Consider the following 12050-nt stretch of genomic DNA (forward strand, 5'->3'; position numbering starts at 1 on the left):
CTGATCCATGGATCGCCGCACCCTTCTCGCCACGCTCGCTTCCGGCGCCGCCGTGGCCGCATCGCCCTTCGCCCGCGCGCAGGAGTACCCCGCCCAGCTCGTCAAATGGGTCGTGCCCTACCCGGCGGGCGGCGGCACCGACGTGATCGCGCGCGTGCTGGCCGAATCGATGCGCCAGACGCTGGGCCAGCAGATCGTGGTCGACAACCGCCCCGGCGCATCGACCAACATCGGCGCCGACATCGTCGCCAAGAGCAAGCCCGACGGCTACACGATCCTGTCGGCCGACAACGCGGTGCTGGCCTTCAACGAGTACCTGTTCAGCAAGCTGCCCTTCAACCCCGAGAAGGACTTCACCTACATCGGCGCCATCGGCAAGTTCCCGCTCGCACTCGTCGTGCACCCCGACTTCCCGGCCAAGAACTTCAAGGACTTCCTGGCGTATGTGAAGGCCAACCCCGGCAAGGTCAACTACGCCTCGCCCGGCAACGGTTCGCCGCACCATCTGGCGATGGAGATGTTCAAGGTGCGTACCGGCACCTTCATCACCCACATCCCGTATCGCGGCGCGGCGCCTGCCATGGCCGACGTGATGGGCGGGCAGGTGCCCTGCATGTTCCTCGACCTCGCCTCGGGCCTGTCGATCATGCAGAGCAACAAGGTGCGGGTGCTGGCCATCGGCTCGGGCGCGCGCAGCAAGCTGCTGCCCAACGTGCCGACGCTGGCCGAGGTGGGCGTGCCCAACACGGAGGTGTTCGCGTTCCAGGGCATCCTCGGCCCGGCCGGCCTGCCGGCGGCTGTGGTGAACAAGCTCAACGGCGACCTGAACAAGGCCTTCGGCACGCCGGCGGTGCAGAAGCGCTTCGAGGACTTCGGCATGGAAGCGATGCCGGGCTCGCCGGCGCAGTTCGCGGCGCTGTCGCGCGCCGAATCGAAGCGCTGGGGCCCGATCATCAAGCAGGCTGGTATCAAGCTGGACTGAGCTCGCCAGGAGCAGCTCTTTTCGCGGGACACCGCGGAACCGGCTTCGCCGGGCCGCAGGTGTCGCCCCCCGGGTAGGGGGGTGGCGCAGCGACACGAAGTGCGCGGAGCCTGGGGGCGTTATCTTGTGTACGCCTTGCGCGAGCCGTCCTCGAAGACTTCGTCGTCGCGCTGCAGCTCGCCGTTCTCGTCCCAGGCGCGCTCGCGGGTCACGCGGCCCTTGGCGTCGAAGCTCGATTCGGCCAGCAGCGTGCCCTTCTCGCTGAAGCGCTGGTGGGTGCCCACGGGGATCTGCCGGTTGCGGCCCTGGATCTCGTAGCGGCCCAGCGCGGCGCGCTGGCCGCTGTCGTAGAACTCGGTGATCTCCACCGTGCGCGCGTCGCCGCTGCCGCTGTAGGCCGACTTGCTGCGCGGCTGGCCGTTGAGGTAGTAGCTGTCGTCGACGATCGGCTCGCCCGCGCTGTTCCAGCGCTGGTCGCGTACCAGCGTGCCCTTTTCGGAGAAGGCCTGCTCGCGCACGCGGATGCTGGCGCGCTCCACCAGCAGGAACGCCGTCTCGCGGCGCTTGACGCCTTCCGACGAGTAGCTCTGCTCGGTGCGCTGGTTGCCCACGATTTCGTCGAGCGCCGAGGTCTTGCCGTTGTCGTAGAAGCTCTGCGAGCGCACCCGCTTGCCCGACACGTAGGAAAGCCGCGAGCGCAGGTTGCCGCGCGCGTCGAACAGCTCGACCTGCGAGGGGCCGGTGCCCGAGAAGCCGCAGAGCTTGGCATCGTCCACCACCGGCGCCAGCGTGGGTGCGTCGGCGCAGCGCAGGGCGGAGAGTTGGCCGTGCTCTGTGAACTCGACCGATGCGCGCTCGCTGCCGCCGCCGGTGTCGGAGTTGGGATAGAAGATCGCGCGGCGCAGCTTGCCATCGGGGTAGAAGCTGCGCACCAGGCCGCGCTCCTGGCCGTCGTCGTAGGTGGCGTCCCGCAGCACGCGGCCGGTGGGCGAGAACTCGCGCGCGCGGCCCTGCAGGTTGCCCTTGGCGTTGACGCTCTGCTCCTTGGCGAGCTTGCCCTTCTCGTAGATGCGCACCATGCCCATCGACACGCCGTTCTGTATCTGCTCCTCGCGCTGCAGCTCGCCGGTCGTGCGGTCCTTGCAGCGCAGCAGGCCGGTCTTGCCGGCGGTGCTGCTGCCGTTGTCCGGGTTCACGCTGCGGCCGTTGAGCTCGCAGTCGAGCTGCGCGTGCGCCTGCGTGGCGCACAGCAGCGCGAAGAGTGCGGCGGCGGCGCCGCGAGGGACGATGCGGCGCGGGGTCATGTCACTTGTCGTATAGCGTGTCCAGGGAACGGAAGCCCTTGACCTCGATCGGGTTGCCGAACGGGTCGAAGAAGAACATCGTCCATTGCTCGCCCGGCTGGCCCTCGAAGCGTACCTGCGGCTTCAGCACGAACTCGGTGCCGGCGGCCTCGAGCCGCTTCGCCATGGCCTGCCAGTCGGGCAGGGCGAGCGCGAGGCCGAAGTGCGGCATCGGCACCATCACGTCGCCGACTCGGCCGGTGCGGGCGGTGGCGAAGGGCTCGCCCAAGTGAAGGGAAATCTGGTGGCCGAAGAAATCGAAATCGACCCAGGTGTCGGTGCTGCGGCCTTCGGCGCAACCGAGCACGCCGCCGTAGAAGCGGCGGGCGCCGTCGAGGTCGCGGACGTTGAAGGCAAGGTGGAAGATGCTCTGCATGGTTTCGGATTATGGGCAGCGGTGCTGTGAGAATGCCGGACTTTCTTTCATCGTGGAGCAAGCCTTGCGGATACTCCGGACCCTGGTCGCGCGTGTGCGCGACGCCCTTTTCCCTTCCGCGCCGGAACTCCGGCGCGTGCCGCTGCGGCTCCTGGCCGGCGCGTGCTGCATGTTCACCTTCGCCGCGGCGCACGCGGCTACCTGCCCGCCTTCGGCCATCGCCAGCCTCGAGAAGCCCGGTGTCGGCCTGCGCAACGGCATCGACCGCGGGGTGCTCTGGCGCATCGAGCGCGACGGCCGGACCTCGTGGCTCTACGGCACCATCCACATCGGCCGGGGCGACTGGGTGCGGCCCGGCCCGACCATCCAGAAGGCGCTGACGCAGAGCGACACGGTCGCGCTCGAACTCGACATGCGCGACGAAGCCACCGCCCGCGCCATGGCCCGCCCGGCCGATCCGGAACTGCTGGCGCGCGTGCTCAGCGGCGAGCGCGCCCGCCGGCTGGAGCGCCAGAACACCGAGGCCTGCGTGCCGCCGGGTTCGCTGTCGAAGCTGCAGCCGATCCTGCAGGTCACGGCGCTGGCCGGGCTGGTGGGGCGCGCCGACGGCCTGTATCCGGAGTTCGGCGTGGACGAGACGCTGGCGGTCGCCGCGCGCAACAACAACAAGCCGATCGTCGCCCTCGAGAATGCGGCCGACCAGCTCAAGGTGCTGACCGGCGAATCCGAATCCGAGGAGGCCGAGCAGGTCGACGCGGCGCTCGATGAGCTGGAGTCCGGCAAGCTGCGCGGCCAGCTCAAGGAACTGGCCGACGTCTGGGCGCGCAGCGACGCCGCCCGGCTCGCCCGCTATTCCGAGTGGTGCGACTGCCTCAAGACGCCCGCCGAGCAGCGGCTGCTGAAGCGCCTGCTCGACGACCGCAACCCGAACCTCGCCGACGGCATCGAGCGCCTGCACGCCAGCGGCAAGGGCGTGTTCGCGGCAGTCGGTGCGCTGCACATGATCGGCCCGCAGGGGCTGCCCACGCTGATGGCGGCACGCGGCTTCACCGTGACGCCGGTGCTGACCAACGCCCAGGAACAGACGGCGCAGCCGATGCCAGCGCTCGCGGCGCCTGCGCCGGCGGGCAGGGCCGTGCGCGGCGGCAAGGCGGTCAAGGGACAGCGCGGGAAGGCCGCTCCTGCAGCGGCAGCCAGGGGCGGCAAGCCGGCCAGGGCGGCGCCCGCCGCGGCCAGAGGCGGAGCCAAGGCACCCGCCAAGGCCGCTCCCAGGGCGACGGCCTCCAAGGCCGCCGCCCCTGCCGCCAAGGGCAAAGTGCGCAGATAATCGCGACCGCCATGCGCGCGATGCACCGCTCCACCCGCCTCCTCGGCCTTGTCGGCCGCTGGGTGCTGCTGTGGTTCGTGATGTCGCTGGGCGTGGCGGTGGCGTCGCCGCTGGTCAATCCACAGGCCATGGAGCTGGTGTGCTCCGGCGCTGGCTCGATCAAGGTGGTGGTCCACACCGAAGACGGCGTGCAGGAAATGGGCGCCTCCCACATGGACTGCCCGCTGTGCGTGCTGACCGGCGCACCGCCGCCGGCTGCGGCGGCTCCCGTCTTCGATCTTCCCCTGCCGCTGGGCCGCGTGGTCCAGCCCATTCCCGCCGCGCGCCTTGCCGCGGCCACCGCGGCGCCGCTGCCGGCGCGCGGGCCCCCGGCTTTCTCCTGACGTTCCCGAAACCGTAGCTGCTCGCGCGCGCCCCCATGCGCGTGCGCAGCCTGTCCGGCTTGAAGTCCCGTGGAGAAGGTTCCTCTTGAAAAAGCATTCCCGCGCCCTGGCGATCGCCATGGCATTCCCTTTCGGCGTGCCCGCGCTGGCGCAGCAGCAGCCCGCCGATGCGCCTGAAAGCGCGGCAGCCGCAGGCGGCCGCTCGCTGAGCACAGTCACCGTGACGGGCGGCCGGCCGACCTCGCTGCCGGCCCAGATCCCCACCACCATCGAAGGCGTGACGCACGACCAGATCGTCGAGACCGTCAACGCCACCGACAGCGAGGACGCGCTGAAGTACCTGCCGAGCCTGGTCGTGCGCAAGCGCTACATCGGCGACTTCAACCATGCGGTGCTCGCCACCCGCGCCTCGGGCACAGGCAACAGCGCGCGCTCGATGGTGTTCGCCGACGGCATCATGCTGTCGAACCCGCTGGGCAACGGCGCCACCTACGCGCCGCGCTGGGGCATGGTGTCGCCGGAGGAGATCGAGCGCGTCGACGTGCTCTACGGGCCGTTCTCGGCCGCGTATCCCGGCAACTCGGTGGGCGCTGTGGTCGACTACGTGACGCGCATGCCCACGAAGCTGGAGGCGCACGTCAAGCTCAGCGGCTTCGTGTCGAACTTCGACCTGTACAACAGCCATTCCTCGCCGGCCGGCCAGCAGCTCGACCTTTCGCTGGGCAGCCGTAGCGGCGACTGGTCGTGGTGGCTCAGCGCCTCGCGCACGCACAGCAAGGGGCAGGCGCTGGTGTTCGGCAACCGGCTGGTGAGCGCCGGCACGGTCGGCAGCGCGGGCACGCCCGTGACCGGCGCGGTGGGCGGGCTGAACCCGTCGAACCAGCCCTGGTGGCTGGTCGGCGGTTCCACCATCTACGACACCACGCAGGAGCAGGCGAAGCTCAAGGTGGCGTACGACTTCTCGCCCACCGTGCGCGCCACCTACACGCTGGGCGCATGGAACAACACCACGCACGGCAGCGTCGACACCTGGCTGCGCGACGCCCTCGGCCGGCCGGTGTACGGCGGGCGGGTGAACATCGGCGGGCGCACCTACAACCTCGATTCGCCGAGCGCCGCGCTCGCGCCCACCGAGACCGCGCTCACGCACTACATGCACGGCCTCTCGGTGAAGAGCCATACCGGTGGCGTGTTCGACTGGGAGGTGGCGGCCAGCCTGTTCGACTACTCGCGCGACACCTCGCGCACGCCCACCACGCCGCTGCCGGGCGCCTTCAGTGGCGGCCCGGGCCGCACCACCGACATGGGCGGCTCCGGCTGGAACACCTTCAAGGCGGCCGGCACCTGGCGCCCCACCGGCTCGGCCGAGGGCGTGGGCGCGCACGTGGTCGACTTCGGCTTCCAGCAGGACACGGCGCGCCTGCGCACCAGCGTGGGCAACACGCTCGACTGGATCAACGGTTCGCCCGTCACGCCGTTCTCGGCCTTCAACGGCAACACCCGGCTGCAGTCGCTCTACGTGCAGGACACCTGGCGCTTCGCGCAGGACTGGAAGACCACGCTCGGCCTGCGCCACGAGCGCTGGGAAGCCTACGGCGGCCAACTCGGCAACGCGAGCGCGCTGCTGAACTTCTCGCCGCGCAAGAACAGCTACGACTCGCCCAAGGCCGCCATCGCGTGGCAGGCCACTTCCGACTGGCTCTTCAAGGCCTCGACCGGCCGCGCGGTGCGCATGCCCACGGTGACCGAGCTCTACCAGGGCTCGATCGACGGCAACCGCATCGTCAACACCAACCCGAACCTGCGCCCCGAGCGCTCGTGGACCACCGAGCTCAGCGCCGAGCGCGACCTGAAGGGCTGGGGGCTCGACGGCGTGCTGCGCACCACGCTGTTCTTCGAGAACACGAAGGACGCGCTCTACACGCAGGCGCTGAACAACCTCGTGAGCACGGTGCAGAACGTCGACGCCATCCGCACGCGCGGGCTCGAAGTGGCGATGAACGCGGTCGACGTGGGCGTGCAGGGGCTCGACCTGAGCGGCAGCCTCACGCTGACCCGCTCGAAGATCACCGCCAACAGCGGCTTCCCGGCCAGCGTCGGCCACGACCAGCCGCGGGTGCCGAGGGTGCGCGCCACGATGCTGGCCACTTACCGGCCGGACGCCCGCTGGAGCTACACCGTCGGCGCGCGCTACAGCGGCAGGCAGTACGGCACGCTCGACAACAGCGACCCCAACGGCTTCGCGTACATGGGCTTCTCGAAGTTCTTCGTGGTCGACGCGCGCATACGCTACCGGATCGACCGGCAGTGGAGCGCCTCGTTCGGCATCGACAACCTGAACAACAACAAGTACTGGGCTTTCCACCCGTACCCGCAGCGCACCTACGTGGCCGAACTCAAGTTCGACCTTTGACTCTCTCATTCCAACTGCAAGGACCACACGACATGATGAACACGACTTCGACGGCCTTCCTCAGGACCACCGCCGCGGCATGCGCCATGCTGGCCGGCATGGGCGCCGCCGTGGCGCACGTCACGCTGCGGCCGGGCGGCGTCACCGTCGGCAGCGACTACGACGCCGCCTTCCGCGTCGGCCACGCCTGCGAAGGCGCCAAGGCCACCACCGGCCTGGCCGTGCGCCTGCCCAAGGGCTTCATCCTGAGCGACGCGCAGGCGCGCAAGGGGTGGAAGCTCGACGTGCAGAAGGCCGGCGACGGCGAGGTCCGCTGGACCGCAGAGAAGCCCGAGAACGCGCTGCCCGGCAGCGAGCGCGCCGAATTCGTGCTGCGCGGCAAGGTGCCCGCCACGCCCGGCACGCTGTGGTTCAAGGTGCTGCAGACCTGCGACACCGGTGTGGCCGACTGGGCCGAGGTGCCGGCCTCGGGCAACTCGACCGCCGGCCTGAAGAGCCCGGCCGCGAAGCTCAACGTGGTGGCCCAAGGCGTGGCAACGGTCGACGTTCGCGACGGCTGGGTGCGCCAGTCGGTGCCGGGCCAGAGCGGCACGGGCGCCTTCATGAAGCTGACCTCGCCCACGGGCGCGAAGCTGGTGAGCATCTCCACGCCGGCCGCGGGCGTTGCCGAAGTGCACGAGATGAAGATGGAAGGCGACACCATGAAGATGCGCGAACTCGCTGGCGGTCTCGACCTGCCGGCGGGCCAGACCGTCGAGCTCAAGCCCGGCGGCTATCACGTGATGATGATGGACCTGAAGGGCGCGCTGGCGAAAGGCGCGACCGTGCCGATGACGCTGAAGTTCGAGGACGCCAAGGGCGCGAAGACTTCGCTCGACGTGACGCTGCCGGTGGGTACGCCCGAAGGTGCCGATGCCGCCGGAGCGGCGCACCAGCACAAGCACTGAGCGGCTTTTCTCAGAGCAGCTGGTCCGGCGCCAGCGGCCCGAAGAGCCTGAGCAGCAGGCGCAGCATGGCGCCGGCGTCGGGCTCGGTGGTGGTGTCCTTCAGGCCGCTGCCCTCGGGCGCGCGCCACAGCAGCGAGCCGTCGACCAGCTCGACGTGCCAGGAGCGCTCGTGCATGCCGCGCTCGATCTGCTCGGACGCCGCGCGCGAAAGCTCGGTGCTGCGGATCAGCAGCGCGATCTCGGTGTTCTGCAGCTGCGAGCGCAGGTCGAGGTTCATCGAGCCCACCACCAGCAGGCGACCGTCCATCACCAGCACTTTGGAGTGCAGCATCGCGCGCGATTCGCCCGAGATGCCCGTGCTGCCGCCGCCCGAGGAGCCACCGAAGACATTGCCGAAGCTCGCCTGCTCGCTGCGCAGCTCGTAGAGCTCGATGCCCATCTTCAGCAGCTCCTCGCGGTGGCGCGCATAGCCCACGTGCGCCACCGGCGCGTCGTTCGAGGCCAGCGAGTTGGTCAGCACGCGGATGCGCACGCCCCGGGCGCGCGCCGTGGAAAAGGCCTGCAGCATGTCCTTTCCGGGCACGAAGTAGGGCGAGATGATGATCAGGTCGGCGCGTGCCTGGCCGATGAGTTGCAGCAGTCCCTCAACCACGGTGTCGCCGCCGGCAGCCAGGCTGGAGGCTGCCTCCAGCGAGGCTGCGCCGGGGGAGGCGTCGGCCCTGTCGTCTGGCCGGCTGACCACGAGGCCGGGGGCCTTCGTGTTGCCGGGGTCCGAGTCGGCGGGGATCTTGCCGGGCTTGTCGGCCAGCATCACGGCCGGCGCCCAGACGAAGGTGGCGGTGCGCAGGTCGAGCGGCTTTTCGTCCCAGGCGCGGGCGCGCTGCTCGGCCGTGGGGGTGCCGGCGGCTTCCTGTTCGCGGGCCGATTCCTCTGCCAGCTCCTGGTCGGCTTTTCTCGCGCGGTCGCGCATGGCCTGCAGTTCCTCGCGCGTGACCAGCGACTGCACCGGGTAGGCGCGCTCGTTGTTCCAGTAGCTGTCGAAGCTGCGCGACAGGTCCTGCACGATGGGGCCGGCCGCCAGCACGTCGACATCGACGAAGTTGCCGGTGGTTGCGTTGCCGAAGTAGGCATCTCCGAGGTTGCGTCCACCCGCCACGGCCAGCACGTTGTCGGCCACGAACATCTTGTTGTGCATGCGCTGCTGGATGCGCGAGGCGTCGTCGATCGAGTTGAGCAGGCGGCTGAAGGTGGAATCGCGCGAGCCTGCCAGCGGGTTGAAGAGCCGCATCTCGATGTTCGGGATGAAGGCCAGGCCCAGCACCAGTGCGTCGCGGCCGGTGGTGTGGAAGTCGTCGAGCAGTACGCGCACCCGCACACCGCGCTCGGCGGCCGTGCGCAGGCCGCGCAGCAGGCGGCCGGTGCTGGCGTCGGCGTGGATGGCGTAGTACTGGAGGTCCAGCGTCTTCTGGGCGCCCTCGATCAGCGCGAGCCGGCTGCCGTAGGCGGCTTGCGGGCCGCCCATCAGCAGGAAGCCGGATTCGTAGCGGGCCTTGTCGGCCTGGCGGCGCTGCTGCACGAGCTCGGCCAGCGCGGTGCCGGTGGCCGGCGAGGCGATGGCGGTCGAGACGGGGCGGTCGACGTTCTGCGGCAGTTGCGCGCAGGCGCCGAGGATCAGCAGCGCCAGCAGTGCCGTGTATCGGCGGACCAGCGTCTGGAAGGAAGAAGGCATGCGGCTTTCCCGGGGCTTGGAGGGAGGTGCCGCATATATAGCCTAGTCGGCGCCCGCCGCGCGTCGGACGGCAGGCGGGCCCGGATGTCAGCGCCCGGCGGTGAGTTCTTCCTGGCGCTCCATGGCGGCGAGCAGTTCGTCGTCGATCCTGGCGTGGCGCTCGGCCAGCTCGGCCGCGCGCGAGGAGTCGGTGGCGTAGATGGCGCCGCCGTCGATTTCGAGCATTTCCGTGATGCGCTTCTGCTCGACTTCGAGGGCTTCGATCTGGGCGGGGAGGGCGTCGAGTTCGCGCTGCTCTTTATATGAGAGCTTCTTGCGGGCGCCTGCAGCGGCCTTGGGCGCGGGAGCTTCCGCGGCAGGGGCGGGCGCGGGAGCTGCGGCCGGCGCGGCGGCAAGGCGCTGTTCGGCGATCTCGCGGGCGCGTTTCGACTGGGTCAGCCAGTCCTGCACGCTGCCTTCGTACTCGCGCCAGCGGCCGTCGCCTTCATAGGCGATGGTGCTGGTGACGACGTTGTCCAGGAAGGTGCGGTCGTGGCTCACGAGGAACACGGTGCCGTCGTAGTCCTGCAGCAGGTTCTCGAGCAGCTCGAGGGTGTCGATGTCGAGGTCGTTGGTCGGCTCGTCCAGCACCAGCACGTTGGCCGGACGGGCGAACAGGCGCGCCAGCAGCAGGCGGTTGCGCTCGCCGCCGCTGAGCGAGCGAACGGGGGAGTTGGCGCGCGCGGGGGAGAAGAGGAAGTCGGAGAGGTAGCTCTTGACGTGCTTCTTCTGGGTGCCGATCTCGATCCACTCGCTGCCTGGGCTGATGAAGTCTTCCAGCGTGGCGTCGAGGTCGAGCTTGTCGCGCATCTGGTCGAAATACGCTACCTGCAGGTTGGTGCCGCGGCGGATCTTGCCGCTGTCGGGCTCGAGCTCCCCGAGGATCAGCTTCAGCAGGGTGCTCTTGCCCGCGCCGTTGGGGCCGAGCAGGCCGACCTTGTCGCCGCGCAGGATGGTGCCGCTGAACTTGCGGATGACGGTCTTCTCGCCGAAGGACTTGGTGGCGTCGGTGAGCTCGGCCACGATCTTTCCGCTGGATTGGCCGGAGGCCACGTCCATGTTGACGCTGCCTTGCACGTTCCGGCGGGCGGCGTGGCTGGCGCGCAGTTCCTGCAGGCGGGTGATGCGGCTCTGGCTGCGGGTGCGGCGGGCTTCCACGCCCTTGCGGATCCAGATTTCTTCCTGGGCCAGGAGCTTGTCGGCCTTGGCGTTGATGACTGCCTCCTGGGCGAGCTGCTCTTCCTTCTGGGCGAGGTACTGCTCGAAGTTGCCGGGGTAGGAGCCCAGCTTGCCCCGGTCGAGTTCGACGATCCGGGTGGCGACGCGGTTCAGGAAGCTGCGGTCATGGGTGACTGTGACGACGCTGCCCTTGAAGTCGATCAGCAACTGTTCGAGCCATTCGATGGAGTCGAGGTCCAGGTGGTTGGTGGGCTCGTCCAGCAGGAGGACGTCTGGAGCAGCCACCAGGGCCTGGGCGAGGGCCACGCGCTTGCGGGTGCCGCCGGAGAGCGAGCCGACGCGGGCGTCGCGGTCGAGATGGAGGCGGTGAAGCGTTTCTTCGACGCGCTGTTCCCAGTTCCAGGCGTCGAAGGCTTCGATCTGGGACTGGAGGGCGTCGAGATCTAGGCCATCAGCGCCAGAGAGATAAAGGTCACGCAGCGCGATGACGGGGGCGAGGCCCTGGCTGGCGGCGGTGAAGACATCCGCATCCATGTCCAGCGCGGGCTCCTGGGCAACGTAGGCCACGCGGAGGTTCTGCTGCAGCTGGAGGGTGCCGTCATCGGTCTTCTCCAGGCCGCCCAATATCTTGAGCAGGGAAGACTTGCCCGCGCCATTGCGGCCGATCAGGCCGATGCGCTCGGATTCGAGAAGAGAGAAGTCCGCATGATCCAGCAGCGGGACGTGACCGAACGCGAGCTGCGCGTCGAGGAGTGTGATGAGTGCCATGTGGCGCGGATTATCGGAGGAGCCAGTGACGGGGCCTTGCGGCAGGGGCGCTTCCCTGCTTCTCTATATATGGATGAGAGCGTTCAAGAAGGCTCTGTTCAAGTTTCTGCTCGATCAGGCTTGCGGGGACTGAAATCTGTCATATACTCGTGGGCTTCGCTGCTGAATGCTCTTGGTGTTCAGGCCTAGCCGGTCTCTTCGGGGTTGGTTGGATGGGGTGAAGAAAAAGTCTTCGAAAGTTGACGCGGTTTGAAAAAACGGTGCATAATCGAAGGCTTCGCTGAAACGAGCTGCTTCAGTGGCTTGCGATGAGAGTTGCGGGTTGCGAAAGAGGTTGGTTGAAGCGAAAAGCCAAGAAAGTTTGGTGAGATTTGAAAAAATCGTGCTAGACTACAAGGCTCCGCTGAAATGACTTCGGCGGCTGACAATGAAAATTGTGAGCTGCGAATAACGAAGAAATAGAAGGCGAAAAAAGTTTGATGATTCTTTAAAAATCATGCTAGACTACAAGGCTTCGCTGATCGCAGCAAAGCAAACGAAGTAAACGACAAGTTGCTTCGGTGA

At 68.5% G+C, this 12050-nt stretch carries 9 protein-coding genes and 1 pseudogene; 6 read left to right on the forward strand and 4 right to left on the reverse strand.

Going from position 1 to position 12050, the window contains the following annotated elements:
* Nucleotides 1–7: 7 nt before the first annotated feature.
* On the forward strand, nucleotides 8–982 hold the full coding sequence (locus EJO71_RS29920) for a tripartite tricarboxylate transporter substrate binding protein (protein ID WP_125952150.1): 975 nt from the start codon (nucleotides 8–10) through the stop codon (nucleotides 980–982).
* 119 nt (nucleotides 983–1101) lie between these two features.
* Here the strand turns inward: EJO71_RS29920 and EJO71_RS29925 are convergent, their stop codons facing one another.
* Together EJO71_RS29925 and EJO71_RS29930 are read right to left on the reverse strand one after the other, a co-directional pair.
* Nucleotides 1102–2286 (reverse strand): hypothetical protein, encoded by a 1185-nt coding sequence (locus EJO71_RS29925; RefSeq protein WP_125952149.1) that lies wholly within the window; start codon nucleotides 2284–2286, stop codon nucleotides 1102–1104.
* A gap of 1 nt (nucleotide 2287) precedes the next feature.
* Entirely contained in the window at nucleotides 2288–2701 is a 414-nt protein-coding gene (locus EJO71_RS29930) for a VOC family protein (RefSeq protein WP_125952148.1), read from the reverse strand.
* Between the two features lie 136 nt (nucleotides 2702–2837).
* Here EJO71_RS29930 and EJO71_RS29935 point away from each other — a divergent pair, with 136 nt between their 5' ends.
* The 5 genes and pseudogenes from EJO71_RS29935 to EJO71_RS34880 all read left to right on the forward strand — a co-directional run bounded on the left by EJO71_RS29935 (nucleotide 2838) and on the right by EJO71_RS34880 (nucleotide 7771).
* Entirely contained in the window at nucleotides 2838–4028 is a 1191-nt protein-coding gene (locus EJO71_RS29935) for a TraB/GumN family protein (RefSeq protein WP_240651554.1), read from the forward strand.
* An 11-nt stretch (nucleotides 4029–4039) separates the two neighbouring features.
* Nucleotides 4040–4411, forward strand: coding sequence for a DUF2946 family protein (locus EJO71_RS29940; protein WP_171022584.1), 372 nt, complete (start codon nucleotides 4040–4042; stop codon nucleotides 4409–4411).
* Between the two features lie 118 nt (nucleotides 4412–4529).
* A complete protein-coding gene (locus EJO71_RS29945) occupies nucleotides 4530–6824 on the forward strand; it encodes a TonB-dependent receptor (RefSeq protein WP_125952146.1) in 2295 nt (764 codons plus the stop codon).
* A 98-nt stretch (nucleotides 6825–6922) separates the two neighbouring features.
* A pseudogene (locus EJO71_RS34875) lies at nucleotides 6923–7330 on the forward strand (YcnI family protein); the annotation flags it as partial.
* Between the two features lie 9 nt (nucleotides 7331–7339).
* Nucleotides 7340–7771 (forward strand): copper chaperone PCu(A)C, encoded by a 432-nt coding sequence (locus EJO71_RS34880; protein WP_240651562.1) that lies wholly within the window; start codon nucleotides 7340–7342, stop codon nucleotides 7769–7771.
* A gap of 10 nt (nucleotides 7772–7781) precedes the next feature.
* Here EJO71_RS34880 and EJO71_RS29955 read toward each other — a convergent pair whose 3' ends face one another.
* Both EJO71_RS29955 and EJO71_RS29960 read right to left on the reverse strand, forming a co-directional pair.
* Complete coding sequence (locus EJO71_RS29955; RefSeq protein WP_125952145.1) at nucleotides 7782–9500, reverse strand: phospholipase D family protein; 1719 nt, start codon at nucleotides 9498–9500, stop codon at nucleotides 7782–7784.
* Nucleotides 9501–9587: 87 nt separating this feature from the next.
* Nucleotides 9588–11486, reverse strand: coding sequence for an ATP-binding cassette domain-containing protein (locus EJO71_RS29960; RefSeq protein ID WP_125952144.1), 1899 nt, complete (start codon nucleotides 11484–11486; stop codon nucleotides 9588–9590).
* Between the last annotated feature and the right edge of the window lie 564 nt (nucleotides 11487–12050).

The organism is Variovorax sp. 679 (assembly GCF_003952185.1).
Taxonomy (GTDB): domain Bacteria; phylum Pseudomonadota; class Gammaproteobacteria; order Burkholderiales; family Burkholderiaceae_C; genus Variovorax.

Coding starts and splice junctions, on each gene's coding strand:
- EJO71_RS29920 (WP_125952150.1), top strand. CDS start 8: ATGGATCGCCGCACCCTTCTCGCCACGCTCGCTTCCGGCGCCGCCGTG.
- EJO71_RS29945 (WP_125952146.1), top strand. CDS start 4,530: ATGGCATTCCCTTTCGGCGTGCCCGCGCTGGCGCAGCAGCAGCCCGCC.
- EJO71_RS29930 (WP_125952148.1), bottom strand. CDS start 2,701: ATGCAGAGCATCTTCCACCTTGCCTTCAACGTCCGCGACCTCGACGGC.
- EJO71_RS29940 (WP_171022584.1), top strand. CDS start 4,040: ATGCGCGCGATGCACCGCTCCACCCGCCTCCTCGGCCTTGTCGGCCGC.
- EJO71_RS29955 (WP_125952145.1), bottom strand. CDS start 9,500: ATGCCTTCTTCCTTCCAGACGCTGGTCCGCCGATACACGGCACTGCTG.
- EJO71_RS29960 (WP_125952144.1), bottom strand. CDS start 11,486: ATGGCACTCATCACACTCCTCGACGCGCAGCTCGCGTTCGGTCACGTC.
- EJO71_RS29925 (WP_125952149.1), bottom strand. CDS start 2,286: ATGACCCCGCGCCGCATCGTCCCTCGCGGCGCCGCCGCCGCACTCTTC.